Source organism: Enhydrobacter aerosaccus, from assembly GCF_900167455.1.
Taxonomy (GTDB): Bacteria; Pseudomonadota; Alphaproteobacteria; order Reyranellales; family Reyranellaceae; genus Reyranella; species Reyranella aerosaccus.
The window spans coordinates 59254-83912 of record NZ_FUWJ01000008.1; the positions used below are offsets into that span (position 1 = coordinate 59254).

Here is a 24659-nt window from a genome sequence, read left to right on the forward strand (position 1 = left end):
AAACGGGCGGTGCATTGCTGCACCGCCCGTGACTGTATCACTATCGCTTCGGAAGCGGCTATTGGAAGTCGCGCACGTCGGCGAGCGTTCCCTTGATCGCCGCCGCCGCCGCCATTGCTGGGCTGAGCAGATGCGTGCGTCCGCCTCGACCCTGACGGCCCTCGAAGTTACGGTTCGATGTCGAGGCGCAGCGCTGGCCCGGCTCGAGCCGGTCGGCGTTCATGGCCAGACACATGGAACAGCCCTGGATGCGCCACTCGAAGCCGGCCTCGAGGAAGATCTTGTCCAGACCTTCCTTCTCCGCCTCGGCTTTCACCAGGCCGGAGCCCGGCACGACCATCGCCGAGACGGTCGAAGCCACTTTGCGGCCCTTCACGATCTCGGCCGCGGCGCGCAGATCCTCGATGCGGCCGTTGGTGCAGGAGCCGATGAAGACGCGATCGACCGGCACGTCGACGAGCTTGGTACCCGGCGTCAGGCCCATATAGGCGAGCGACCGGGTCCAGGCCTCGCGGCGGGCCTCGTCGGGAGCGTTGGCCGGATCGGGAACGACATCGGTGATCGGCAGCGCGTCCTGCGGGCTGGTGCCCCAGGTCACCATCGGCGGGATGTCCGATGCATTGAGGTCGATCTGGGCGTCGAAGTGGGCACCCTTGTCGCTCGGCAGGCGACGCCACTGGCCGAGGGCCAGATCCCAGGCCCCGCCCTTCGGCGCGTTGGGCCGACCGAACAGGTACTGGAAGGTGGTCTCGTCCGGCGCGATCAGGCCGGCGCGGGCGCCTGCCTCGATCGACATGTTGCAGACCGTCATGCGGCCTTCCATCGTCATCTCGCGGATGGCGCGGCCGGCATATTCGATCACGTAGCCGGTGCCGCCGGCCGTGCCGAGCTTGGCGATGATGGCGAGGATCACGTCCTTGGCCGTGACACCCAGCGGCAGGCTGCCCTCGACGGCCACGCGCATGTTCTTGGCCGGCTTCTGGATCAGCGTCTGCGTGGCGAGCACATGCTCGACCTCGGAGGTGCCGATGCCGAAGGCCAGCGCGCCGAACGCGCCATGCGTCGAGGTGTGGCTGTCGCCGCAGACGATCGTAGTGCCCGGCAGGGTGAAGCCCTGTTCCGGTCCGGTCACATGGACGATGCCGCGCCGCGGGTCCTGCAGGCCGAAGTAGGGAACGCCGAACTCGGCGACGTTCTTCTCCAGCGTCTCGACCTGGATGCGCGATTCCTCGTCGGGAATGCCCAGGCTGAGATCGGTCGTCGGCGTGTTGTGGTCGGCGAGCGCGATCGTGGCCTCGGGACGGCGCACCGGACGGTGCGCCATGCGCAGGCCCTCGAAGGCCTGCGGGCTGGTCACCTCGTGGACGAGGTGACGGTCGATGTAGATCACGCAGGTGCCGTCGTCCTGGCGATGGACGACATGGCTGTCCCAGATCTTCTCGAACAGGGTCCGCGGCGGCGGCGGGGGAGGTGGCGGCACGGCCGCCTTCTTGCGGGTCGCCATGGCGGGCCTACTTCTTGCCGCCGCCCTTCGCGGCGCGAACGGTCTTCTCTTCCTTGGGCTTTTCCTTCTTGAGCTTCCCGCGCCGCGGCCGCTTGGCCTCTTCCTCGGCCTGCAGGGCGATCAGCTCGCGCTGGGCCTCGACGTCCTCGGCGATACGGCTGGCCTTGCCGCGCAGTTCGCGCAGGTAATAGAGCTTGGCGCGACGCACCGTGCCCTTGCGGACCACCTCGATTTCCCAGATGCCCGGGCTGTAGAGCGGGAACACGCGCTCGACGCCTTCGCCGAAGCTGATCTTGCGAACGGTGAACGAGGAGTTCACGCCGTCGTTCTTGCGCGCGATGCACAGGCCCTCATAGACCTGAATGCGCTCGCGATTACCTTCCTGCACCTTGACGTGCACCTTGAGGGTGTCGCCGGGCTCGAAGCGCGGCACCGGCCGCTCGGCCAACACCTTGTCCATCGTGGCCTGGGCCAGCGTATCGAGAATGTTCATCGCATCCATCCTTTCGTCACTTCTCTTCGTTCCTCGTCGCGGTCCGTCGGTGGGCCCACAAATCGGGCCGCCGCCGCCGCGTGATCTCTTCCCGCTGCTTCATCCGCCATTCCGCGACCTTGCCGTGGTGCCCCGATACCAGGACCTCCGGCACGCGCCGTTCGATTCCATCGGGGCCTGACCAGATCGCCGGCCGGGTGTAGTGCGGGTACTCAAGCAAACCGTCCTCGAAACTCTCCTCGCTCGCCGATGCGGGTTCGCCCATCACGCCGGGCAGCAGCCGCACGCAGCAATCCATCACCGTCATGGCCGCGATCTCGCCGCCCGAAAGCACGAAATCGCCGACCGAAATCTCCTCCAGCGCGTGGGCCTCGATGACCCGTTCGTCCACGCCCTCGAACCGCCCGCACACCAGCAGCACACCCGGTCCCGCCGCCAGATCCCGCCCGCGCGCCTGACTGAACGGCGCACCGCGCGGCGAGAGCAGGATCTTGGGGACGCCCGGCTCGGCCACCGCCTCGATCGCCGCCGACAGAACGTCGGGCTTCATCACCATGCCGGCGCCGCCCCCGAAGGGCGCATCGTCCACCGTGCCATGGCGATCCTTGGCGAACCGCCGGATGTCCACTGCCGTCAGCGACCAGACGCCGTCCTTCAATGCCTTGCCGGCCAGGCTGAGACCCAGCGGGCCCGGAAACATCTCCGGGAAGAGCGTCAGCGCCGTCGCGCGCCACACGTTGCTTCACGCCTCCTTCGATTCGCCGCCGGGCAACAGGCCCGCCGGCGGAGTCACTACGATCTTGCCGCCCTCGACATCGATCTCGGGCACGGCCTCGTCGGTGAAGGGCAACATCAGCCCCGCCGACACTTCCATCACCGGCCCGGCACCGAAATCGTGGAAGGCGACAACCTTGCCCCAATCCCGGCCGTCCCGGCCAACCGCGGCGAGCCCGATCAGGTCCGCCTCATACCACTCCCGCTCGCCCGCCTGCGGCAGCGCGCTGCGCTCCACATAGAGCCGCAAGCCGCGCAAGGCCTCCGCTGCCGTGCGATCGGGTACGCCCTCGATCCGGGCCAGCACCGCGCCGCGTACGGCACTCAGCGCTTCGACCCGGTACGCCTTCTTCCCCGTCTCATCCGACAGCGGCCCGTACGAGCCGAGCGCCATCGGATCCTCGGTGTAGCTCTTGATGCGCACCAAGCCTCGTACACCATGCGGCGCCGCGACGACGCCGAGCAGAACGCGATCCTTGGACATCAAGACAGCCGCTCATCAGGAAGCGGCAGCTTCCTTCTCGCCCTCGCTGGCCGCGGCAGCGGCGGCCTTCATGCGCTCCTGCGCCTTGGCGCGCGGCTGGTTCTTCTTGGTCTGCTCACGGCGCTCGCGCGGCTTCATCAGCTCGGCCTGGGCCAGGAACTTGGCGACACGGTCCGACGGCTGGGCGCCGACCTTCAGCCAATGGGCGACGCGCTCCTTGTCGAGCGTGAGGCGCTGGGCATGCTCGCGCGGCAGCATCGGGTTGTAGGTGCCGATCTTCTCGATGAAGCGGCCGTCGCGCGGGCTGCGGGAATCCGCCACCACGATGTGGAAGTACGGGCGCTTCTTGGCGCCGTGGCGGGTCATGCGGATCGCTAGCATTCTCTCTCCTTCGATTCGTCAGATAGACTTGAGTTCACGAAACTTCAGCGCGGGAAGCCGGGCGGCGGCGTCATGCCTCCGAGGCTGCGCATGAATCCTTTTTCTCCGAGTTTGTTGACGCGCTTCATCATCTTCAGCATGTCGGCGTGCTGCTTCAGGAGCTTGTTGACGTCCTGGATCTGCACGCCCGATCCCTTGGCGATGCGCTTCTTGCGCGAGGCATGGATCACGTCGGGGTTGCGGCGCTCCTTCGGCGTCATCGCCAGGATGATCGCCTCCTGCCGCTTGAGCTGCGTCTCGTCGATCTTGGCCTTGGACATCGCCGCCTTCGCCTGCATGGCGCCGGGCAGCATGCCCATCAGGCCCTGCAGTCCGCCCATCTTGCGGAGCTGACGAAGCTGCTTGAGCAGGTCGTCCATGTCGAACTGGCCCTTGCGGACCTTGGCGGCGAGCTTCTCGGCCTCTTCCTTGTCGATCGTCTCGGCCGCACGCTCCACCAGCGAGACGATGTCGCCCATGCCGAGGATGCGGCTGGCGATACGGTCGGGATGGAACGGCTCGAGCTGGTCGAACTTCTCGCCGACGCCGATCAGCTTCACCGGCCGACCGGTCACGGCGCGCATCGACAGCGCGGCACCGCCGCGGCTGTCGCCGTCGACGCGGGTCAGCACGATGCCGGTGACGGCCAGGCGATCGTTGAAGGCCTTGGCGACATTGACCGCGTCCTGGCCGGTCATGGCGTCGGCGACGAGCAGCGTCTCCTTCGGCTTGGCGAGGTCGGAGATCTCCTTGACCTCCGTCATCAGCTCTTCGTCGATCGAGAGCCGGCCGGCCGTGTCGAGGATGAGGACGTCGTAGCCTTCGCGCCGCGCCGTCTCGAGCGCGCGCCGCGTGATGGCGAGCGGCATCTCCAGCGGCACGATCGGCAGCGTCGGTACACCGGTCTGCTCGCCCAGGACGGCCAATTGGTGTTGCGCGGCCGGGCGCCGCGTGTCGAGCGAGGCCATCAGGACCTTGCGCTTCGTGGAGAAGGCGCCGCCGAACATCTCGGCGGCCATGCCCTGCGGGCCCTGGCTGAGGCGGTAGGCGATCTTGGCGCTGGAGGTGGTCTTGCCCGAGCCCTGCAGGCCGACCATCAGGATCACGACCGGCGGGATGGCGTTGAGGTCGAGGTCGGCGACCGTGCCGCCCAGCATCTCGACCAGGTGATCGTTGACGATCTTGATCACCATCTGGCCCGGCGTCACCGAGCGGATGACATCGGCGCCGATCGCCTTGGGGCGCACCGAATCGATGAACTGGCGCACGACGGGCAGCGCCACGTCGGCTTCGAGCAGGGCCGTGCGCACCTCGCGCAACGCCATATCGACATCGGCCTCGGACAGCGCTCCGCGCCCCCGCAGCTTGTCGAATACGTCGCCCAGACGTTTGCTCAGACCCTCGAACATCGTACTCCCGTCAGCCCAAACAGGTATCGCGCCGATGCGCGAACCCTCGCGAATCAACGGAGCTCCCCGAAGGGGGAACCTCAGAAATCGGCACGACCGATTGAACGGGCGGGGTATAAGGCCAGACGGGCATGGAGTCAAAGATTTGGCGCTTGGCGATAACCCCTTGATGTACAACAGCTATCGGCCGGTTCCTGGTTGGGCTCTGCTGCTCTTCCTGGCCGCTCTGGCGGTTTTTGGCGTCGCTCTCCGCCTGTTCGTGGGGCCGGACCTGATGGAACTGGGGATGCTCGGCATCCTCGGAGCGTTCTACGCGGTCATGCTTTGTGCCGTCGTGGTGTCGATCGCTCCCCTCCGGACGGCGGCATTTCCCGCCCTCGGGGTTCGGGGCGCCGGCTGGAAGCCTGTCGTGTTTGGCGCCATCGGCACCCTCGTGCTGTCCGTGGCCGTCAGCAAGATCGGCCCGGAAGTGAAAGGCATGCAGGCGGTCGAAGAACTGGTCCGCGAGCCGCGTGCCTTCCTGTCCAGCCTTCTCCTACTGGGCCTATTGGCCCCTGTGGTCGAGGAGCTGATCTTTCGCGGTCTCCTGTACGGCTGGATCGCCGGTCGCTGGGGGACGATTCCGGCCTGGCTCGTGAGCTCGATCGCCTTCGCGATCGCCCATTACGAGCCGGCCCACATCCTCCTGGTCCTGCCGCTCGGCCTCCTGTTCGGCTATCTGCGGCGCCGGACCGATTCGCTGCTGCCCTCGACCGTCGCCCACATCGTGAACAACAGCTTCGCCGTCCTGGCTGCCGCCTATGTCGACGGCTGATCGGCGCCAGACCGAGCGGCTGGGCGTTCAGCCGGCGAGCTTGCGATCGACGAAGTCGAGCCGGTCCTGACCCCAGAAGATCTCGCCGTCGATGACGAAGGACGGCGCCCCGAACACGCCCTGCGAGATGGCGTGCCGGGTGTAGGCCTCGCGCTTCACCGCCATCTCCGGCGCGTCTCCGGCCTTCATCACCTGATCGGCGTCGAGGCCGCAGCCAGCGATGATGGCTTTGAGCGTCGCCACGTCACCGGTGTCTTTTTCCTCGGCCCACAGTGCATGCATCACGGCATGGGCCAGCGTGATGGCGTCGGCCATGCGCCCCTGTTCGCGCAGGGCAATTACGCAGCGCGCCGCCGGGACCTCGTTGGCCGGGAAGAACTTGGGTTCGAGATTGAGCGGCACGCCGAGATGCTGGCGCCAGCGCTTCAGCTCCATCATGCGATAGGCCTGGCGCTGCGGAGCCCGCTTGGGCAGCGGCAGGCCGCCCGAGACGGCGAAGACCGAGCCGAAATCGACCGGCCAGATCGTGACTTCGGCCTTGTGCTTCCCGGCGATGGCCTCGAAGCGCTTGGAGCCGAGATAGGCCCAGGGCGAATTGAGCGAGACGTAGTAATCGACGTGCTTGGGCATGGTGTCCTCCGCGGCCGCCGGACTGTGGCCGAAAGACCGGCGACAGCAAAGCGATCATTCGCCATGCTGATCACGTGACGGAACGAACCATCGCGATCACGGGCGGCGATGCCGGCTATTTCGAGCTCATGCGCGACTGCATCGACTCGCTGCAGGCGACCGAGGAAGGGCGCGCCGTTGCGCTCGGCATCCTCGATTGCGGGCTAACCGAGGAGCAGCGCGGCTGGTGCCAGGCACGCGGCGCGACGCTTGTCGTTCCGGGATGGGATTTCGACTTTCCCGGCCGCGAGACGCTCAAGGATGGCTACAAGGCGCTGACGGCACGGCCGTTCCTGCCGCGCTACTTTCCCGGCTTCGATCTCTATCTCTGGATCGACGGCGATTGCTGGGTGCAGCAGGGTGATGCGATCGCCCTGTTCCAGCGCGCGGCGCGCAGCGGCAAGCTTGCCGTGGCGCCGGAGATCCACCGCTCGATGCGCCACTATCATCACGCCTGGACGGAGTTCTCCACGATCAACGGCGCCGCCTTCGCGTCGTGTTTCGATCGGGAAACGGCGGAACGGCTAGTGCGCTACCCGCTCATCAATGCCGGCGTGTTCGCGCTGAGGGCCGATGCGCCGCACTGGCAGGGCTGGGCCGGGCTGCTGGGTGAGGCGCTGCAGCGTTCTCGCGACATGACCGACCAGATCGCCTTGAACGTCCTGGTCTACGACAAGGGCTTCGACTACGAGCCGCTGCCCAGCCGCTGCAACTGGCCGGTCCATCACGCGACGCCGGCCTGGGACGTCGAGCGGGCGCTGTTTGTCGAGCCGGCCATGCCCTACGACCCGCTCGGCATCCTGCATCTCACCATCTACACCAAGCGGCTTCCGGCGCTGGACGTCCGCGAGGTGGGCGGTCCGCACGCCGGCGAGGTCCGGGCGCGCTCGTTGCGCTGGCCGGGGCGAACGGCCATATAGCGCGCCATGGCAGGCACTGGGAGCGGGACCCCTTTCCTCAAAATGCACGGTCTGGGCAATGACTTCGTCATCCTCGACGCGCGCTCGCATGCCCTGGCGCTCACGCCGGCCCGGCGGCGCACCATTGCCGACCGTTGCCTCGGGGTCGGGTGCGATCAGCTGATCGTGCTGGAACAGCCGACCGAGCGCGACGCCGATGTCTTCATGCGGATCTACAACCCCGACGGCAGCGAGGCAGGCGCGTGCGGAAATGCCACGCGCTGTGTCGCATCGTTGGTGATGGACGAGCGCAAGGCCGACCGGGTGACGGTCCAGACCATCGCCGGGCTGCTGGAGTCCCAGAAAATGGGCACCGGGACCAACGGCCTGCCCGTCATTTCGGTCGACATGGGACCGGCGCGCCTCGACTGGCGCGAGATCCCGGTGCGCGAGGCCTGCGACACCAATCACATGCCGGTCGGGCTCGGTCCGTTGCAGGATCCTGTCGGCACGAACATGGGCAATCCGCACGCGACCTTCTTCGTCGAGGATCTGGCGGCCATTCCGCTCGAGGAACTGGGGCCGAAGCTCGAACACGATCCGTTCTTTCCCGAGCGGGCCAATATCGGCGTTGCCCAGCGGGTGGGCGAGGCCAGGCTGCGCCTGCGCGTGTGGGAACGCGGGGCGGGTGTGACTCTTGCATGCGGCTCGGGCGCCTGTGCGGCCGTGGTGGCGGCAAGCCGCCGCGGTCTGGTCGATCGCAAGGCCGAGATCATCCTCGAGCACGGTTCCCTGACCATCGAATGGTTACGCGACAACCATGTGCTGATGACCGGGGGCATTTCCGTTGCCTTCAAGGGCGAGCTCGATCGCTCGCTCCTTTCCTGAGGTGGCCCGGTGAGCGAGACGGAACCCGAGAAAAAGGGCTGGTTTGCGCGGTTTCGCTCCCGGGGAGCCCCGGCGAACGAGACGCCCCCGAGCGAGACTCCCCAACCGGCAGAGCGGCAGGTCGAGAAACAGACCGACATACCGGTCGCGCCTCCCTCGGCCGAAGTCGCGCCGTCCCCAAGCGAACCGCCGCCCGAGGTGCTCGACGCCGCGCCGGGTCCGGACGCCGGGAAAAAAGAAGAAGAGGTCGAGGCGAAGGGCTGGCTGTCGCGGCTGCGTGCCGGCCTCGCCAAGTCGACCAAGCGCGTCACCGAGAGCATCACCAGCCTCTTCACCAAGAAGAAGCTCGATCAGGAAACGCTGAACGAACTCGAGGATGCGCTGATCCAGGCCGATCTCGGCGTCAGCGTCGCCGCGCGCCTGATCGCCAAATTGGGCAAGGAGCGGTTTGGCAAGGAAGTCACGGACGAGGAAGTGCGCGCCGCCTTCGCCGACGACATCGCCGAGATCCTGCAGCCGGTGGCCATGCCGCTCGCCATCGATTCGGCGCGCAAGCCGCATGTCGTGCTGGTCGTCGGCGTGAACGGGTCGGGCAAGACCACGACCATCGCCAAGATGGCTCACCTGTTCAAGGGTGAGGGCCGCAAGGTCATGCTGGCCGCCGGCGATACTTTCCGCGCCGCTGCTGTCGAACAGCTCAAGGTTTGGGGTGACCGCGCCGGCGTGCCCGTGATCTCCAAGCCTACCGGTGCCGATGCCGCAGGCCTCGCCTACGAGGCGCTCGAGAAGGCGCGTGCCGAGGGCAGCGACGTGCTGCTGATCGACACGGCCGGACGCCTGCACAACAAGACCAACCTGATGGAAGAGCTGGCCAAGATCGTGCGCGTCATCCGCAAGATCGATCCCTCGGCGCCGCATTCCTGCCTGCTGGTGCTGGACGCCACGACCGGCCAGAACGCCCATGCCCAGGTCGAGACCTTCAAGACCATGTCGCCGATCGATGCGCTGGTCGTGACCAAGCTCGACGGCAGCGCCAAGGGCGGCGTGCTCGTGGCCTTGGCGGAGAAGTTCAAGCTGCCGGTCGTGGCGATCGGCATCGGCGAGGGGATCGACGATCTGCGTCCGTTCGAGGCGCGGGCGTTCGCGCGAGGATTGATGGGGCTGCCGGCATGAGCGACGACACGCGTGGCAAACCGAAGGAAGGCCATCGCCTTTACGCAACCCTGCTCGAACTCGCGCCGCTGGCGCTGTTCTTTTTCGCCAACTCACGGTGGGGCATCTACGACGGCATTGCCGTTTTCATCGCCGCCTCGGCGATCGCGCTTCCCTGCTATCGCTGGCTCGAAGGCCGCTGGCCCATCATGCCTGTCGTCAGCGCCTTCTTCGTCCTGGTGTTCGGCGGCCTGTCGCTGTGGCTGCACGACGACCTCTTCATCAAGCTGAAACCCACCATCCTGAATTGCCTGTTCGGCCTCATCCTGGGCGGCGGCTTGCTGCTGCTGCGCCGGCCCTTGCTGAAGCCGATCTTCGGCGCTGCCTTCCGGCTCACCGAGGAGGGCTGGCGCAAGCTCACCATGCGTTGGGCGCTGTTCTTCTTCGTGCTGGCGGCGGTGAACGAGGTGTTCTGGCGCGGTTTCTCGACCGACACCTGGATCGCCAGCAAGATGTTCGTCAGCTTCCCGCTCACGATGGTCTTCGCGTTCCTCCAGATCCCGCTCCTGAAGCGCTACTGGGACGGCGACGGCAATCCGTTCGGCTGATCGGTCAAAACCTACAGAAGCTGCGGCCGTAGTCCCTGCGCCTCGTCGCGCAGCGCAGCCAGGTAATCGTCGGTGGAAGAGCCGACCGACGAATCCTCCACCCATGCGGCAATGCAGAGAGCGGCGATCGTCGTATCGTCGAAGCGCCGCAACGGAACCGCCACGGCATGGTAGCCGCGACGCAGCTCCTGCACGGTGACCGCGTATCCCTGCCGCCGCACGTTCAGGATCTCGGCGCGCAGAGCCCGTTTATCGGTCACAGTGAAATCGGTCATCACCTTGGGTTGGAGTTTTTCCAGCCAGGCGTCGAGCGCCTCGTCGGAGAGCTGGCTGAGGATGGCGCGGCCGGCCGCCGTGTTGAAGGCCGGCCGCCGCAAGCCGATGGTCGGGGCCAGGACATCGGGCCGGCCATGCAGCGAATGAGCGATCATGACGATGTCGTAGCCGTCGAGAACAGCAGCGAAGCACGACTGCTCCGTCTTCTCGGACAGGCGCTCGCAGGCCGGCTGGACGATCGTCGTGATCATGTTGGAGCCGAGATAGGCCGAGGCGAGTTCCATGATGCGCGGGGTCAGGCGGAAGGTGCGGCCGTCGCTGGCCGCCAGCCCGAGGCAGGTCAACGTATAGAGCGCCCGGCGTACGCTGGGTTTGGGCAGATCGGTGGCGCGCGCGACGTCGCTCAAGGTCATCTGCGGACGCTCGCGACTGAACGCGCCGATCACCCGCAATCCGCGCGCGAAAGCCTCGAGGAAATCCGGCCCATAACCGCTCGCTGCCCGCTTTTCCGCGTCAGCGGCCCGCAGTTTTCCCATCGACGTCCTCCATGCCCGTTCTTCGACTATCAGGCATGGATGGCCCAGGCATTGTGGGAATCGACCAGCACGGTCGCAGTCTCGCCGGGAGGCGGGGCGCGCATGGCGGCACATTCCACTCTGAAACGAAGCGTATCGGTTTCGACCGCGAGCGACCGGCGCGCACCGCGGAAGCTCGTGTCGACCACGCGTCCTCGCCACCCGAGCCGGCCGTCCGCGATCGCGACATCCGCTCCGTCGAGCAGCGCATCTTCGGGGCGGACGATCACCAGCACCTTGTCGCCCGATGCGAAGGGCCGGGCCGCGCGACAGCTTCCCTGCCATCCCGCGCCACCGACTCCGAGCTTGAACTCGCCGTCGTCCAGCGCCTGGCAGGCCGTGACGGTGGCCTCGATCAGGTTCGGCGTGCCGAAGAAGGCGGCGACCTCACGAGTAGCGGGCCGGCGGTACACTTCCTCCGGCGAACCGACCTGTTGAATGCGACCGCGCTGCATCACGACGACACGATCGGACAGCGCCATCGCCTCCTCCTGGTCGTGCGTCACGTAGAGCGTGGTGATGCCGAGCCGCTGCTGCAGCGCGCGGAACTCCTCGCCCATGGCCGCACGCAGGCGGGTGTCGAGATTGCTGAGCGGCTCGTCGAGCAGCAGCACCTCCGGTGCGAAGACCAGGGCGCGCGCGATCGCCACGCGCTGCTGCTGGCCGCCGGACAGGGCGGGTGCCGGCCGGTCGGCATAGCGCTCCATCTCCACCATACGAAGCGCGGTGAGGACGCGGTCGCGAATTTCCCGCCGCGGCGTGCGGCGCACGACAAGCGGATAGGCGACATTGTCGAAGACCGTCATGTGGGGCCAGATCGCATAGGACTGGAACACCATGCCGAGCTTGCGCTGGTCGGGCGGCAGGAACAGGCCACTATCGGCATCGCTGACGATGCGTCCGCCGATGGCGATGCTGCCGGTGTCGTTCCGCTCCAGTCCGGCGACCATGCGCAGCGTCGTGGTCTTGCCGCAGCCGGACGGTCCCAGCAGGGTGAGAAACTCGCCATCCTCGATGGCGAGGTCGATGCCGTCGACCGCCTTGAGATCGGCAAAATGCCGCCCGACCGACTGCAACGTGACGCTCGGCATCCTGGTCCTCCGTCAGCTGTAGATCTGCTTCGCGAGCTCGAGCATCGCATCCTGCTTCTCCGGCGACGTGGTGCCCATCGCCTTGGCGGCGAGCAGGGGACGCAGATCGTCCACGACCTTCTCCACGACTCCCGTCACGACGGGGTTGTAGCCTGCGTTGGCAAAGACGAGCTGCTGCTCGTGCTCGAGATAGAAATTCATGAACAGGCGAGCCGCGTTGGGATGCGGCGCGTTCTTCAGCATCGACAGCTGGAACAGGATGTAGGGCCGGCCTTCGGCGGGAACGATCGGCTTCACCGGCAGGCTCTTGATCTGATTGTAGTCCTGCAGCGAGAAGGGGAGGTAGAGCGGGAACTCGCCGCGGGCGGTGCGGCGTTCGCTGTTGGCGATGTCGCGCGAGAAGACCGGCTTTTGGGCGGCCAGCTTCTCGTGGAACTCCTTGCCGAAGGCGTCGTAGGTGACCATGAAGAACACCGCACCGCCGCCGAGCGCGCGGAAGTCGTCGGAAAGGATCTTGCCCTTCCACCGGGGATCGAGAAGGTCCTTCCAGCTCTTCGGTTCGTCCGCGGGCTTCACCTGGGATCGGTTGATCAACAGGCAATAGCTGATCACTTCGGCCGGCACACGGATGTCATCGGCCTTATAGGTCGCCTCGATATTCTTGAGGTTGGGGATGCTGCCGTGCGGCTGGAAGTTGCCGTCGCGTAGCATCAGCCCGGTCGTCGTGCTGCCATTGTGATGGATGTCGCCGACGAAGCGCCCGGCTGCCTGTTCGACGCGGACGCGCTCACGGATCTCGCTCGCGCGCGCCTCCAGAGGCTCGACATGAATGCCGTATGTCTTCTCGAAGGCCTGGAACACGGCCTTGTGCCACGGCGACCCGATGGTCGCGGTGTACAGCGTGAGCTTGCCCTCCTTCTTTGCCGCCTCGACGATCTTCTGCCATTCGGCGTCGTCCTGCGCGGCGGCGTGACCGGCAACGGCGAGACTTGCGGCCATGGCGAGGAAAGTCTTCCTGCGGATCGGCGTCATGTCGTCTTTCCTCCCTGTTACAAGGTGTTGAGTCTTGATTTGATGAAGCGGAGCTGGACCCACCGGAACAGCAGGACGAGCGCGAGCATGAACAGCCCTATGACGCTGACTTCCTCGGGTTTGCCGCCGACCCACATCTTGAGCATCGTCACCGACAGGACACTCGTGCCCGGCGCGTAGAGAAGGATCGAAGCGCTGAGCTCGCGCATGATGCCGAAGAAGACCAGCACCCAGCCGACGGCGAAGGCGGGCCAGGCCAAAGCGATCAGGATGCGCACGAGTGTCTGCCACCATCCGGCGCCATGAACCCGCGAGCATTCCTCTATGTCGCGGGCGATCTGCTGGTAGGCGCCCGACATCACGCGCACCGAGACCGGCGTGCCCAAGGCGACGTAGGCAAGGAACAGGGCCCACAAGGTGCCGTAGATCGGGATCTCGTGCGGCAGGGTGGCGAAGCCCCACAGGAAGCCGACGCCCAGCACCATGCCCGGCATCATCCAGGGCAGCCAGGCCATCAGGTCGATGAGCCGGCGTCCCGGCCATGTGGTGCGCGTGGTGATGTAGGCGACGATGGCGCCCAGGGCCATTGTCGCGGTGGCGCCCGCGAAGCCCAAAAGCATCGTATTGGCGAGGGCGCTCCAGAACTCGTCGTTGGTCCAGATCGCCCGATAGTGATCGAGCGTCAGCATGTCGAGCTGGTAGAAGCCGAAGAACTGAAAGAACGAGCTCAGGAGAAGCTGGCCGATCGGCATCACGACGGTAGCGACGACGAAGGCGACGCAGATGCCGAAGGTCATCCAGCGCAGTCCGCCCAGCCGGGTGACATTGGGGGCGTAACCCTTGCCGGTGACGGTCGTGAAACTCCGGCCCTTGAGCAGGCGCGACTGCAGCACCAGCAGCAGGAACATCAGCACCATTGCCGCGAATCCGAGCGAGGTAGCGAATTGGTAGTCGGGCTGACCGCGCTGGGTGATCGAATCATATATGGCCGTGGTGATCACGTTTATGCCGACCGGCGTTCCGAAGAAGACGGCCGACTCGAACGATTCCATGCCCCGGATGAAGCTCAGGATGAAGGCGCTGGTGGTGACCGGGAGCATCAGCACGAAAGTAATGCGCCAGAACGTCTGCCAGCGTGTCGCGCCTGACATGCGGCTGGACTCTTCCAGCGACGGGTCCATGGCGCGGAAGGCGTCGACGACGAACAGGAAGATGAACGGCGTCGAATACTGCATCATGTGCCAGATGACGCCGCCATACGAATAGACGTCGACAAGCGTGCCGTCGCTGCCGGTCAGCCAGCGCCAGAAAAGATTGATTGTCCCGACCTGCGCGTTGCCAAGCATCGCCCAGGCGGTGGCGGTCAGGATCGGAGGGATGAAGAAGGGCAGCGTGATCAGCACCTCGAGCAGGCCGCGTCCCGGCGTATCGGTCCGGGCGATGATCCAGGCCAGCAGGATCGCCAGGGCGATCGAAAGGACGGTCTTGACCAGCGAGATGCCGACCGTGTTGGCGAGCACGATGAGATTCGCCTGCGTGAGGAGACTGGCATAGCCGTCGAGATTGAATTCGCCTGCCATGCCCGGCGGCGTCGAATGCAGGCTGCCGTAAAGCAGCATGGCCATCGGATAGACCGACAGAAAGCCGAGAAGCAGCAGAAGTGCGGCGATGCCCGCGGGCCGGCCGAGACGTCGCACTCTCGCCAGCGGCAGGTCTGCCTGCAGCGGAAGAGCGCCAGCCACGGTCGCGCGGTCTGAACGCTGCCAAAGCGCAGCCGATCCCATTCGCGTTTCCTCCCGTCGGCCAGGGCCGTCGCTCTCGCCCTGGCGACCTTGCGGCGGCCGTCTTCTGCAGCCGCTCGACTGACCCTGTTACTCCGCCGCTTCCGGCATCCGCATCAGCAGGCCAAGCGGGCTCTTCGCCGTTTCGAGCTTCTGGGCATAGGCGGCCAACCAGTCGAGGTTGGCGGAGGCGATGAAGGACCCGCCGCGGGCGCGACGATAGATGTCCGGATCATCGACAGTGGCCGGGACCTTGTTTTCGTTCATCAGCTCCTGGGCCGCAGACAGGGCGCGCTTGCGAGTGATCGCGATCATGCGATCCGATGGCGCCAAATGCTCGAGCGTACGGTCGACGATCTCGCCCATGCACTCCACTGCGGCTTGATCCTGACGGCCGATGCCCTGGATGCCGGTATAGCTCTCCGTCTTCTGCTTCTGTCGGTCGATGAAGTAATCGTTGTCGCGACGCGCGACGAGACGATGGCGCCCGTACCAATCGGTCGTGTCGGGCAGGTACTGCATGTCCGGCTGCAGGCCGGGAATCCAGTCGCCGTTCGCGAGCGTCTGCAGCGGCAGCGTCTTCTTCTTCCAGTTCACGTTGTAGGTCATGGTGTGCGTGTCATCCATCGGCACGTTGATGGTGCACGCGACCTGGTCCTCGAACGAGCCGTTTGGCGTGAAGGTGTAGAAGGGCAGCAGGAAGTGGGCGAAGCGGTAGTAGAAGGTATCCGGATCCGCCTCGCGATAGGCGGCATACATGGTGCCCCATTCCGTCTCGGTCGCCTTGTAGCTCGGGGCACGGTCCATGACGCCCCAGCGATGAATGCTCTTTGGATCGACGTCCTTCACATCCAGGCTGCCGATATGCAGGAAGCCGAAATGGGAGGTGTCGATGTCTCCCTCGAGGGACTGGAACCAGTTGCACTCGCGCTGGTGGACGCGGATGTTGCTTTCCTCCTCGGGCAGCATCAGCACTTCGATGTTAGGAAGCGGGGGCGCTTCCTCGCGCGACCCCATATAGGTCCAGACGAAGCCGGCGCGCTCGACGACCCTGTACGCCTTCGCCTTGATGCGCTCCTTGAAGTCCTGTGACGGCGGCACGTTCGGCATGTCGGTGCAGTTGCCTTCGACGTCGAATTTCCAGCCGTGATAGACGCAGCGCAGGCCGCCTTCCTCGTTGCGTCCGAAAAAGAGCGACGCGCAGCGATGCGGGCAGCGATGTTCCATGATGCCCACGCGGCCCTGCGTGTCGCGGAAGGCGATCAATTGTTCGCCCAGCAGCAGCAGTCGCATCGGCTCGCCGTCCGGCTTGAGTTCAGACGACAGACAGGCGGGAACCCAATACTGGCGCATCAGATTGCCCATCGGGGTGCCCGGCCCCACCCGGCACAGCATGTCGTTGTTTGCCTGAGTCAGCATCGTTTCCTCCGTTTTGTCCGTCTACCGAACTTTTGTACGATATTAGCAGGAAGCGGCTTCATCGGCAATGAAAGTCACTTGCAAATGCAATGACTTGGCGCAAATCGGCAAAAGAAAGCCGCCCAATGGCGGCCTGAAGGATCGTGACTTCTTTACAGTCCGGCCGGCTTTCGCGGCGGCCACATCCGGGCGAGGTCGCCCGTGGGATTGGAGTAGGTCGCGAAATCGGTCTTGCCGCGCGCCTCGTGGAAGTGCGCCAGTGCCCACACCACAGTGGGGAAGGCGAGCTGGTCCCACGGAATGTCGTTCCAGTCGAACAGCCCGACCTCTTCGCTCTCCACGCCCGCGGCAATATCGGGGTTCACAAGGCGCGCGCGATACATGATCTGCACCTGGCCGATGCGGGCGACGCTGTACATGGCCAGCAGCCGGTCGATCTCGATCTCGGCGCAAGCTTCTTCCCGCGCTTCGCGTGCGGCTGCCTGCTCGGTGGTCTCGCCGAGTTCCATGTATCCGGCGGGCAAGGTCCAGAAGCCCTTCCGCGGTTCTATGGCGCGCTTCGCCAGCAGGATCTTGTCGCCCCAGGTACAGACGACGCCCGCAACGATCTTGGGATTCTGATAATGGATGAACTCGCAGCGGGCGCAGACCAGCCGCTCGCGGTTGTCGCCGTCGGGAACGCGCTTCTCGAAATGCTCAGGCGGATCCCAGGGAAGCCGCGGGCGATTCGGCGAGGCGGAGGGAATGTCGGGAGGCGTGCTCATCGCCTCCGAGTCCTACGCCGCCCGGATCAGGGCCGCAACGCCGGGCAGCGTCTTGCCTTCCATCCATTCGAGGAAGGCGCCGCCTGCGGTCGAGACATAGGAGAACTTGTCTTCGACGCCCGCGGCGGCCAGCGCGGCCACCGTGTCACCGCCGCCCGCGACCGAGAGCAGCTTCTTGGCCGTGGTCAATTCCGCCACCGTCTTCGCAAGGGCGACGGTGCCCGTATCGAAGGGCTTGATCTCGAAGGCGCCGAGCGGGCCGTTCCAGACCAGCGTGGCGCACTCGCCCACTTCCTTCTCGTAAAGCGCGATGGATTTCGGCCCGACATCGAGGATCATCTGGTCGGCGGGGCATGCATTGGCGTCGACGACCCGGTTGGCGGCGCCGGCCTTGAACTCGCTGGCCACGACGACGTCGACGGGCAGCAACACCGTGCAGTTGGCGGCCTTGGCCTTGTCGAGGATCTCGAGCGCGGTTTTGCCGAGATCTTTCTCGGACAGCGACTTGCCCACGGGGATGCCCTGCGCCTGCAGGAAGGTATTGGCCATGCCGCCGCCGATGATGAGCTTGTCCACCTTGCCGACGAGGTTGCCCAGCAGGTCGAGCTTTGTCGAAACCTTGGCACCGCCGACGACGGCGCAGACCGGCCGTTTCGGATTGCCCAACGCCTTGTGCAGGGCCTCGAGTTCGGCCTGCATCAGGCGGCCGGCCATCGCCGGCAGGCGATGTGCGACACCCTCGGTCGAGGCATGTGCACGATGCGCGGCGGAGAAGGCGTCGTTGACGTAGAGATCACCCAGGGTCGAAAGCTTGTCGACGAAGGCCGGATCGTTCTTCTCCTCCTCCTTGTGGAAGCGGAGATTCTCCAGCAGCAGCACCTCGCCAGGCTTGAGGGCCCGCACGGCTGTTTCGGCCAGCGGCCCGACGCAGTCGTCAGCGAAGGCCACCGGCTTGCCGAGCGCGTGGGCGAGCGGCTCGACCAGCGGCTTCAGCGACATCTCGGGCACGCGCTTGCCATCGGGCCGGCCGAAATGGCTGAGGACAATCACCTTGGCGCCTTTTGACGCGAGTTCCGAAAGCGTCGGCACGGCGCGTTCGATGCGGGTGGCATCGGTCACCTTGCCGTTCTTCATCGGCACGTTGAGATCGACACGCACCAGGACGCGCTTGCCCTCGACTTTCTCGGAGTCGATCGTCTTGAAGTCGCTCATGGCCTTCTCTCTGCGAATTCTTGTGTTGCCGCTGCCTACAGCGCGATGACTTTTCGTGCAATCAAGCCGTCGCCCTGACGCATGCGCTGCCATGCTACGAGCGTCAGGGCGACGGCCGAAGCAAAAGTCATCGCGCTTTAGCGCTTCCGGATGACAAACACCAGCACCTCGCCTTCGCGGCTCGTCGAGACCAATTCGTGGCCGGTCTGCTTGCAGTAGGCGGGAAAGTCCTGCTCGGCGGCGGGATCGGTGGCGCGCACGGTCAGCAGGCCGCCCACCGGCAGTTCGCGCAGCTTGCGATTGGCGCGCAACACCGGGAGGGGACACAGAAGCCCCGTGGCATCGTATTCGAGTGTGTCGGTCACTGGGGATGATAGTACTTCATCGCCTCTGGAACCCAAGCCTTCAGATCCTTGATTCTCTGCTCGTCGCTGGGATGCGTGCTTGCCCAGATCGGCGGATTGGGGCCCTTGTCGATCAGGCGCATACGTTCCCAGACATTGACGGCCTCGTTGGGATCGTAGCCGGCAAGCGCCATCAGGATGAGACCGATGCGGTCGGCTTCTGATTCCTGCGTGCGCGACATGGGCAGGAGGATTCCGTATTTTGCGCCGGCGCCCAGCGCCACCATTGTTGCCGGTGCCAAGGCCGAAGTCCGGCTGTTGACCGCCAACGCCACGACGGCGGCAGCCGCGGCAATGCTCACGGCCTTCTTGTCGCTCATGCGTTCGGCGCCATGGCGTGCCAGCGCATGGGCAACCTCATGACCGATCACAGCCGCCATGCCGGCATCGTCCTGCGTGATGGGGAGGAGACCGGTATAGACATAGATCTTGCCGCCCGGCAGGCACCCCGCATTGGGGATGCGTTTGTCGATCACCTCGAACTCCCAGCGATAGTGCGGCGCCTTCCAGAGATTGTCGGGAGGTGCTTCGGCAGCCGCCGCGATACGGCGGCTGACCCGCTCGACGAGTTCGTTTGCGGCCGCGTCGTGAGATGGCGGTTCCTGGGTGCGAACCTGATGGAAGGCGAGCAGCCCTGCCTGGCGCTCCTCCTCCTCGCTCACCAGCATCAACTGCGACCGACCCGTCACGGGCGCAGATTGGCATGCCGCCAGCACCAAGGCGGACAAAAGCAAGGCAATCATCGAGCGCAAAGCATATCCCCTGTGGCAACCATAGCGGGAGCTCCAGATGGAGTCGAGCGGCAGCACACTTGACCTGTGGCGCAATTGTATCGTTGAAGACGCCGGTCAGCGGCGATGCACGCAGGATATTCATTGGACGCCAGTCGACTCACGGCCATCGGCGACGAGCGCTTTGCTCAGGGGCGCCTCGACGAAGCGATGTCGGCCTACCGTCAGGCGCTCAGCTTGTCGCCCGGCTTCGGGGCTGCGCGAGCGGGGCTCGATGCGATCCTGGAGCGTGCTCGCACACCGCGGCCGAACGAGCATCTGATTGCGCTGCTGCTCGAGGGCTATGCCGACGAAGGTGCCAACTGGGACGCCCTCGGCTGGGGTGCCGCGCATCAGCTCGTGGTCGGCTGGCCGAAGTCGGCAACACCGGCGGAGATGGCCGGCAATGGCTTGCTGCTGGAGTTCCTGCGCAAGTCCCTCAATCGGGATGCGACGCTCGAACGCCATCTCGTGGCGTTGCGCGCCGCGACCGCGAGACTGCTGCTTCAGCCTGAACCATCCCCTGCCGTCGTCGCTCTTGCCGCGGCGATCGCGCAGCAGGCCTGGCAGAACGAATATATCTGGCCCGACGATCCTGCCGTGCCCGACGGCATCGCCGGCGCGATGTATCGTCCACAGCCGCAGCCGCAACCGGACGCGCTCGAGGAACGACGGCTGGCTGCCGAACTCCCGGAACTCGCGCCCATCACCGACGCCGTGTCGCAGTCGGTGGCGGCAATGTACGAGGCCAATCCCTATCCGCGCTGGACGCATCTGCCGCGGCGGCCGACGCTCGATGTGCGGGCGAGCCTGCAGCGGGACTTTCCGCACGCCCGCGCCGTCGATTTCGAGACGCCGCTCGCGGTCCTGATGCCGGGCGCCGGCACGGGCCAACATCCGCTGTTGGTCGCGTCGACCTACGACAACGTCGAGGTAACGGCGGTCGATCTGTCCCGTACCAGCCTGGCCTACGGCAAGCGCATGGCGGCGCGCCACGGCGTCGGCAACATCGAGTTCCTGCGTGGCGACATTCTCGATCTGCCGAGGCTTGGCCGAGTGTTCGATCATGTCGAATGCGTGGGCGTGCTGCATCATATGGCCGATCCCAGAGCCGGCCTGCTGGCGATCTCCGCCGTCATGCGGCCTGGCGCCTTCCTGCGGCTCGGCCTCTACGGCGAAGGGGGCCGCAAGATCGTCGAGAAGGCGCGGCGCGACATCGCGGCAGCCCGAATTCCCCCAACGCTCGAGGGCCTGCGTGACTTTCGGCGGCGTGTGATGGGCGGCGATCTCGGACGCTTGGCCGGGTTGACCGCATGGGAGGATTTCTGGAGTGCCAGCCTGCTGCGCGACCTCTGCTTCCATGTGCAGGAGCATCGCTTCACCATTCCGCGCCTGCGCGCCTTCCTGGAAGGCAGCGGCCTGACCTTCCTCGGCTTCGAGTTCAACGCTGGCAGCGCCCATCGCGCCGTGGCGGAGGCCGACCCTATCGCGCTCTATCGCGCACGCTTTCGCAACGAGACGACGCTGTCCGATCTGGCCCGATGGGAGCAACTCGAATGCGAGAAGCCGGCGTTGTTCGCGGGCTACGCGTTCGTCTGCCAGAAGGATTAGTCACAAGCTGCCCTGCTTCGGTCATGAGAAGCCGATAGGAAGGTCGGATGGACGCCATTACGACCGACCGGCTGGTTCTGAGAAATTTCAGAAAGGGAGACGCCAACGATCTGCTCGCCTATCTGCGCGAGCCCAGGGCGAGCTGTTTCCTCTCACTCAAGCTGGAAGATCTTGCAGCGGCGGAAGTAGAAGTGGAAACGCGCAGCAGAAGCGACGAGCATATCGCCGTATGCCTGCGAGGTGCCGATAGGCTGATCGGTGACGTCTTCTGCGTGCCCGAGCCTCCCGATACCCACGCCGTCGGCTGGAACTTCAACGCCGATTTTGGCGGCGCGGGATTTGCCTTCGAGGCTGCGCGGGCCCTTTTCCAGTATCTGTTCGCGGAGAAGCAAGCGCGACGCCTCTATGCCTATGTCGAGGAAGGCAACAGCGCCTCGCAGCGCCTGTGCGAGAGATTGCGAATGAGGCGGGAGGGAGTGTTCAAGGAGTTCGTGTCCTTCACCAGGGATCACCAGGGTGTCCCGATTTTCGAGAACACGATGCAGTACGCCATCCTGCGGAAAGAATGGGTGGCATGACGGCCCCAACGGTCAAGCCAGCTAGGACTCCAGGAAGCCGGGTCCGCCGCGGCGCTTCAGCTCCTCGCCCGCTTCGCGGCCCAGCCGTTCGGCATCGCGGATGGCCCCCTGCCGCTCGGTCGTGAGGACCTCAGAGCCATCCGGTTTGGCGATCAGCCCGCGCAGATGGAGGCCGCCGGTCGCGTCGAGGACAGCATGGCCGGCGATCGGCGTGCGGCAGGAGCCATCGAGCACGGCAAGCATGGCGTGTTCGGCCGCGACGCAGGTCGCCGTGGCGGCATGATCGATGGCGGCGAGCCAGCCCCGCGTGCGCGCATCGTCGGCGCGGCACTCGATGCAGACGGCGCCCTGACCGACCGCCGGCAGGATCTCGTCTTCACTGATCGGGGCGCCGACATCGGCAAGGCCCAGGCGTTTCAGTCCTGCGAGCGCCAGCAGGGTGGCATCGACCACGCCGTCGGCCCGCTTGGCGAGGCGCGTATCGACATTGCCGCGCAGGGTGACGATCTGCAGGTCGGGCCGGCGATGCAGCAGTTGCGCGCGGCGGCGCAGGGCGGAGGTTCCGACGATCGCGCCATGTTTGAGATCGGCAATGCGCCGCACTTCGCCGGCGATCAGCACGTCACGCACATCCTCGCGCGGCAGGAAGGCGGCGATCGCGAGTCCCGGTGGCTGGGCGGTCGGCATGTCCTTCATGCTGTGCACGGCGGCATCGATGCGGCCGCCGAGCATGGCCTCCTCGATCTCCTTCACGAACAGCCCCTTGCCGCCGGCCTCGGCTAGCGGTCGGTCCTGGATCGCATCGCCCGTGGTCCTGATGACGGTGATCTCGATGGCACCGGGCGCGGCCAAGGCGGGAACTGCCTTGGCCAGCGCATCGCGTACCAATCCCGTCTGGGTGAGGGCGAGCTTGCTGCCGCGCGTGCCGAGACGCAGGAGGGTAGCCGTCATGGCGCTGCTCTAGCGTAGCTGGACTGCCAACGCTAGAAGACACCGCATGCGGGTCATGGGCATCGAAACCAGCTGCGACGAAACGGCAGTCGCCATTGTCGAGGCGCCGGCGGGAACCGAACCGGTGGGGCGGATCCTGGCCAATGTCGTGTACAGCCAGCTCACCGAACATCGTCGCTTCGGCGGCGTCGTCCCGGAAATCGCCGCGCGGGCCCATCTCGAGCGGCTGGACGGGCTGGTGCGCCAGGCGCTGGCCGAGGCCGGAACGGACCTGGCCGATCTCGACGGCATCGCCGCGACCGGCGGACCTGGCCTGATCGGCGGCGTCATGGTCGGCGTCATGACGGCCAAGGCGCTGGCCTTCGTCCACGACAAACCTTTCCTGGCCGTGAATCATCTCGAAGGGCACGCGCTCTCGGTCCGGCTGACGGAAACGGTCGCCTTTCCCTATCTGCTGCTGCTGGTTTCCGGTGGCCACTGCCAGCTCCTCACCGTGCACGGCCCGGGTGCCTTCACGCGCCTGGGGACGACCATCGACGATGCGGTGGGCGAATGCTTCGACAAGACGGCGAAGCTGCTGGATCTCGGCTTCCCGGGCGGCCCGGCGGTCGAGCGCACGGCCAAGGGCGGCGATCCGAAGCGCTTCGCCCTGCCGCGACCGATGTGGCGCAAACCCGGCTGCGACTTTTCCTTCTCCGGATTGAAGACCGCGGTGCGCCAGGCGGCGGAGAAGCTGCCGGTGGACGACGCGCAGGCGGTTGCCGATCTCTGCGCCTCGTTCCAGCGCACGGTGGGCGATGTGCTGGCCGATCGCTGCGCCAACGCCCTGGCGCTCGAGCCATCGCCGACATTGGTCGTGGCGGGCGGTGTGGCCGCCAACGCCTATCTGCGCGGCCGGCTGGAAGAGTTGGCCACCGCCCACGGTGCCACGCTGGTCGCGCCGCCGATCAAGCTCTGCACCGACAACGGCGCCATGATCGCCTGGGCCGGCCTCGAACGCCTGCGGCTCGGCAAGCAGGACACGCTCGATTTCCGGCCACGGCCACGCTGGCCGCTCGATCCGATCGCGGCATGACGGGCAGCATGGCCAGCTTCGATCATATTGGCGTCGTCGGAGGTGGGGCCTGGGGCACCGCCCTGGCCTGCCTCGCCCGCCGCGCCGGCCGTCGGGTGACGCTATGGTCGCGCGATCCCGCCATTTCGCATGCCATTGCCGAATCGCACGTCAACCCGGTCTATATGCCCGACATCGCGCTCGATGACGGCATCGAGGCGGCAAGCGACATCGCCGCGCTGGCCGGCTGCGATATCGTGCTGCTGGTCTGCCCGGCACAGGCGGTGCGCACCGTCTCGGCGAAGATTGGCGGCACGGGTCCAATCGTGATCTGCGCCAAGGGCATCGAAGCGAAGACCGGCCTGTTGATGCCGGAAGTGCTGGCCGAGTGCCAACCCGGGCGGGCCATCGCTGTCCTGTCGGGGCCGAGCTTTGCCGAGGAGGTCGTCCGCGGATTGCCGACGGCCGTCAGCATCGCCACCGCCGACCACGAGCTTGGGCGGCGGCTGGCGGCGACGCTGGCGGCGGCTGCCTTCCGGCCGTACTGGACCCACGATGTGCTGGGCGTGGCGCTGGGTGGCGCCGTCAAGAACGTGCTGGCGATCGCTGCCGGTATCGTCGAGGGGCGAGGGCTGGGGACCAACGCGGCCGCGGCCCTGATCACGCGCGGCTTTGCCGAGATGGCGCGACTCGGCCAGGCGATGGGCGCCGAGCTCGAGACGCTGGCGGGCTTAAGCGGCCTCGGCGATCTGGTCCTCACCTGTTATGGCCCGCTGTCGCGCAACCGCTCGCTCGGCTCGGCGCTCGGTAAGGGCATGACGCTCGCGGGCTATATGGAGGGCCGCCGCCAGGTGGTGGAGGGCCAGGCGACGGCGCCGGCGGTGCTGGCGCGGGCAGCGCGGCTTGAGATCGAGATGCCGATCTGCACGGCGGTCGATGCTATCCTGCATCGCGGCGCCGATCTCGATCAGACCATCCGCGGTCTGCTGGCGCGGCCGCTGCGGCGCGAAGGGGAGTGAGGAAGGGG

General features: G+C 66.2%; 26 protein-coding genes. 9 read left to right on the forward strand and 17 right to left on the reverse strand.

All coding sequences use genetic code 11. The features are described from left to right. Window positions 1-58: 58 nt before the first annotated feature. Genes leuC through ffh form a run of 6 tightly spaced genes read right to left on the reverse strand, consistent with a single transcriptional unit; the run spans window position 59 to window position 5084 of the window. Window positions 59-1504, reverse strand: coding sequence for a 3-isopropylmalate dehydratase large subunit (gene leuC, locus B5D62_RS23155; RefSeq protein WP_085936364.1), 1446 nt, complete (start codon window positions 1502-1504; stop codon window positions 59-61). 7 nt (window positions 1505-1511) lie between these two features. Next, window positions 1512-1997 (reverse strand): 50S ribosomal protein L19, encoded by a 486-nt coding sequence (rplS, locus tag B5D62_RS34200; RefSeq protein WP_085936598.1) that lies wholly within the window; start codon window positions 1995-1997, stop codon window positions 1512-1514. A 16-nt stretch (window positions 1998-2013) separates the two neighbouring features. Continuing rightward, the gene (gene trmD, locus B5D62_RS23165) at window positions 2014-2733 is read right to left on the reverse strand and encodes a tRNA (guanosine(37)-N1)-methyltransferase TrmD (protein WP_085936365.1); all 720 of its coding nucleotides are present in this window, start codon (window positions 2731-2733) and stop codon (window positions 2014-2016) included. Window positions 2734-2739: 6 nt separating this feature from the next. Further along, entirely contained in the window at window positions 2740-3255 is a 516-nt protein-coding gene (rimM, locus tag B5D62_RS23170) for a ribosome maturation factor RimM (protein WP_085936366.1), read from the reverse strand. Window positions 3256-3270: 15 nt separating this feature from the next. After that, a complete protein-coding gene (rpsP, locus tag B5D62_RS23175; RefSeq protein ID WP_085936367.1) occupies window positions 3271-3636 on the reverse strand; it encodes a 30S ribosomal protein S16 in 366 nt (121 codons plus the stop codon). Window positions 3637-3680: 44 nt separating this feature from the next. Beyond that, window positions 3681-5084, reverse strand: a complete 1404-nt coding sequence (ffh, locus tag B5D62_RS23180; RefSeq protein ID WP_085936368.1) for a signal recognition particle protein — start codon at window positions 5082-5084, stop codon at window positions 3681-3683. 145 nt (window positions 5085-5229) lie between these two features. Here ffh and B5D62_RS23185 point away from each other — a divergent pair, with 145 nt between their 5' ends. Further along, window positions 5230-5898, forward strand: coding sequence for a CPBP family intramembrane glutamic endopeptidase (locus B5D62_RS23185; RefSeq protein ID WP_170921086.1), 669 nt, complete (start codon window positions 5230-5232; stop codon window positions 5896-5898). A 27-nt stretch (window positions 5899-5925) separates the two neighbouring features. On the opposite strand, the gene B5D62_RS23190 is transcribed toward B5D62_RS23185, so the two are convergent. Then, window positions 5926-6528, reverse strand: coding sequence for a 2-hydroxychromene-2-carboxylate isomerase (locus B5D62_RS23190; RefSeq protein WP_085936370.1), 603 nt, complete (start codon window positions 6526-6528; stop codon window positions 5926-5928). A 74-nt stretch (window positions 6529-6602) separates the two neighbouring features. Here B5D62_RS23190 and B5D62_RS23195 point away from each other — a divergent pair, with 74 nt between their 5' ends. From B5D62_RS23195 to B5D62_RS23210, 4 genes are read left to right on the forward strand one after another with little or no spacing between them, the layout of a single operon-like run. Then, window positions 6603-7487, forward strand: coding sequence for a hypothetical protein (locus B5D62_RS23195; protein WP_085936371.1), 885 nt, complete (start codon window positions 6603-6605; stop codon window positions 7485-7487). A gap of 6 nt (window positions 7488-7493) precedes the next feature. Beyond that, on the forward strand, window positions 7494-8354 hold the full coding sequence (gene dapF, locus B5D62_RS23200; protein WP_085936372.1) for a diaminopimelate epimerase: 861 nt from the start codon (window positions 7494-7496) through the stop codon (window positions 8352-8354). Between the two features lie 9 nt (window positions 8355-8363). After that, window positions 8364-9527, forward strand: a complete 1164-nt coding sequence (gene ftsY / locus B5D62_RS23205; protein ID WP_085936373.1) for a signal recognition particle-docking protein FtsY — start codon at window positions 8364-8366, stop codon at window positions 9525-9527. Further along, window positions 9524-10114: a septation protein A gene (locus B5D62_RS23210; RefSeq protein ID WP_085936374.1), complete on the forward strand. Its 591-nt coding sequence runs from the start codon at window positions 9524-9526 to the stop codon at window positions 10112-10114. The genes ftsY and B5D62_RS23210 overlap by 4 nt, the downstream gene beginning before the upstream one ends. An 11-nt stretch (window positions 10115-10125) precedes the next feature. On the opposite strand, the gene B5D62_RS23215 is transcribed toward B5D62_RS23210, so the two are convergent. From B5D62_RS23215 to B5D62_RS23255, 9 genes are all read right to left on the reverse strand, one after another. Further along, window positions 10126-10926 (reverse strand): IclR family transcriptional regulator domain-containing protein, encoded by an 801-nt coding sequence (locus tag B5D62_RS23215; RefSeq protein WP_170921087.1) that lies wholly within the window; start codon window positions 10924-10926, stop codon window positions 10126-10128. A 29-nt stretch (window positions 10927-10955) separates the two neighbouring features. Next, entirely contained in the window at window positions 10956-12056 is a 1101-nt protein-coding gene (locus B5D62_RS23220; protein ID WP_085936376.1) for an ABC transporter ATP-binding protein, read from the reverse strand. Between the two features lie 12 nt (window positions 12057-12068). Then, entirely contained in the window at window positions 12069-13088 is a 1020-nt protein-coding gene (locus B5D62_RS23225) for an extracellular solute-binding protein (RefSeq protein ID WP_085936377.1), read from the reverse strand. A gap of 17 nt (window positions 13089-13105) precedes the next feature. Then, entirely contained in the window at window positions 13106-14872 is a 1767-nt protein-coding gene (locus B5D62_RS23230; protein WP_218191248.1) for an ABC transporter permease, read from the reverse strand. Between the two features lie 87 nt (window positions 14873-14959). After that, window positions 14960-16288 carry a Rieske 2Fe-2S domain-containing protein gene (locus tag B5D62_RS23235; RefSeq protein ID WP_085936378.1) on the reverse strand — a complete coding sequence of 443 codons (1329 nt, stop codon included), beginning with the start codon at window positions 16286-16288 and terminating at the stop codon, window positions 14960-14962. Between the two features lie 152 nt (window positions 16289-16440). After that, window positions 16441-17052 (reverse strand): NUDIX hydrolase, encoded by a 612-nt coding sequence (locus tag B5D62_RS23240; protein ID WP_085936379.1) that lies wholly within the window; start codon window positions 17050-17052, stop codon window positions 16441-16443. A 12-nt stretch (window positions 17053-17064) separates the two neighbouring features. Beyond that, on the reverse strand, window positions 17065-18264 hold the full coding sequence (locus B5D62_RS23245) for a phosphoglycerate kinase (protein ID WP_085936380.1): 1200 nt from the start codon (window positions 18262-18264) through the stop codon (window positions 17065-17067). Window positions 18265-18401: 137 nt separating this feature from the next. After that, the gene (locus B5D62_RS23250) at window positions 18402-18629 is read right to left on the reverse strand and encodes a sulfurtransferase TusA family protein (protein ID WP_085936382.1); all 228 of its coding nucleotides are present in this window, start codon (window positions 18627-18629) and stop codon (window positions 18402-18404) included. Beyond that, a complete protein-coding gene (locus tag B5D62_RS23255; RefSeq protein ID WP_085936383.1) occupies window positions 18626-19411 on the reverse strand; it encodes a M48 family metallopeptidase in 786 nt (261 codons plus the stop codon). Before B5D62_RS23255 ends, B5D62_RS23250 begins: the two co-directional genes overlap by 4 nt. 132 nt (window positions 19412-19543) lie before the next feature. Between B5D62_RS23255 and B5D62_RS23260 the strand changes: the two genes are divergently transcribed. Both B5D62_RS23260 and B5D62_RS23265 read left to right on the forward strand, forming a co-directional pair. Further along, entirely contained in the window at window positions 19544-21049 is a 1506-nt protein-coding gene (locus B5D62_RS23260) for a methyltransferase domain-containing protein (RefSeq protein WP_170921088.1), read from the forward strand. 47 nt (window positions 21050-21096) lie between these two features. Next, complete coding sequence (locus B5D62_RS23265; protein WP_085936386.1) at window positions 21097-21627, forward strand: GNAT family N-acetyltransferase; 531 nt, start codon at window positions 21097-21099, stop codon at window positions 21625-21627. A 21-nt stretch (window positions 21628-21648) separates the two neighbouring features. On the opposite strand, the gene hemC is transcribed toward B5D62_RS23265, so the two are convergent. After that, complete coding sequence (gene hemC / locus B5D62_RS23270) at window positions 21649-22578, reverse strand: hydroxymethylbilane synthase (protein ID WP_085936387.1); 930 nt, start codon at window positions 22576-22578, stop codon at window positions 21649-21651. 46 nt (window positions 22579-22624) lie between these two features. Here hemC and tsaD point away from each other — a divergent pair, with 46 nt between their 5' ends. Continuing rightward, window positions 22625-23653, forward strand: a complete 1029-nt coding sequence (tsaD, locus tag B5D62_RS23275) for a tRNA (adenosine(37)-N6)-threonylcarbamoyltransferase complex transferase subunit TsaD (protein ID WP_085936389.1) — start codon at window positions 22625-22627, stop codon at window positions 23651-23653. Between the two features lie 8 nt (window positions 23654-23661). Continuing rightward, a complete protein-coding gene (locus tag B5D62_RS23280) occupies window positions 23662-24651 on the forward strand; it encodes an NAD(P)H-dependent glycerol-3-phosphate dehydrogenase (protein WP_085936600.1) in 990 nt (329 codons plus the stop codon). Window positions 24652-24659: the final 8 nt, after the last annotated feature.

Coding starts and splice junctions, on each gene's coding strand:
- leuC (WP_085936364.1), bottom strand. CDS start 1,504: ATGGCGACCCGCAAGAAGGCGGCCGTGCCGCCACCTCCCCCGCCGCCG.
- rplS (WP_085936598.1), bottom strand. CDS start 1,997: ATGAACATTCTCGATACGCTGGCCCAGGCCACGATGGACAAGGTGTTG.
- rimM (WP_085936366.1), bottom strand. CDS start 3,255: ATGTCCAAGGATCGCGTTCTGCTCGGCGTCGTCGCGGCGCCGCATGGT.
- rpsP (WP_085936367.1), bottom strand. CDS start 3,636: ATGCTAGCGATCCGCATGACCCGCCACGGCGCCAAGAAGCGCCCGTAC.
- ffh (WP_085936368.1), bottom strand. CDS start 5,084: ATGTTCGAGGGTCTGAGCAAACGTCTGGGCGACGTATTCGACAAGCTG.
- B5D62_RS23190 (WP_085936370.1), bottom strand. CDS start 6,528: ATGCCCAAGCACGTCGATTACTACGTCTCGCTCAATTCGCCCTGGGCC.
- dapF (WP_085936372.1), top strand. CDS start 7,494: ATGGCAGGCACTGGGAGCGGGACCCCTTTCCTCAAAATGCACGGTCTG.
- B5D62_RS23210 (WP_085936374.1), top strand. CDS start 9,524: ATGAGCGACGACACGCGTGGCAAACCGAAGGAAGGCCATCGCCTTTAC.
- B5D62_RS23215 (WP_170921087.1), bottom strand. CDS start 10,926: ATGGGAAAACTGCGGGCCGCTGACGCGGAAAAGCGGGCAGCGAGCGGT.
- B5D62_RS23220 (WP_085936376.1), bottom strand. CDS start 12,056: ATGCCGAGCGTCACGTTGCAGTCGGTCGGGCGGCATTTTGCCGATCTC.
- B5D62_RS23225 (WP_085936377.1), bottom strand. CDS start 13,088: ATGACGCCGATCCGCAGGAAGACTTTCCTCGCCATGGCCGCAAGTCTC.
- B5D62_RS23230 (WP_218191248.1), bottom strand. CDS start 14,872: ATGGGATCGGCTGCGCTTTGGCAGCGTTCAGACCGCGCGACCGTGGCT.
- B5D62_RS23235 (WP_085936378.1), bottom strand. CDS start 16,288: ATGCTGACTCAGGCAAACAACGACATGCTGTGCCGGGTGGGGCCGGGC.
- B5D62_RS23240 (WP_085936379.1), bottom strand. CDS start 17,052: ATGAGCACGCCTCCCGACATTCCCTCCGCCTCGCCGAATCGCCCGCGG.
- B5D62_RS23245 (WP_085936380.1), bottom strand. CDS start 18,264: ATGAGCGACTTCAAGACGATCGACTCCGAGAAAGTCGAGGGCAAGCGC.
- B5D62_RS23255 (WP_085936383.1), bottom strand. CDS start 19,411: ATGATTGCCTTGCTTTTGTCCGCCTTGGTGCTGGCGGCATGCCAATCT.
- B5D62_RS23265 (WP_085936386.1), top strand. CDS start 21,097: ATGGACGCCATTACGACCGACCGGCTGGTTCTGAGAAATTTCAGAAAG.
- hemC (WP_085936387.1), bottom strand. CDS start 22,578: ATGACGGCTACCCTCCTGCGTCTCGGCACGCGCGGCAGCAAGCTCGCC.
- tsaD (WP_085936389.1), top strand. CDS start 22,625: ATGCGGGTCATGGGCATCGAAACCAGCTGCGACGAAACGGCAGTCGCC.
- B5D62_RS23280 (WP_085936600.1), top strand. CDS start 23,662: ATGGCCAGCTTCGATCATATTGGCGTCGTCGGAGGTGGGGCCTGGGGC.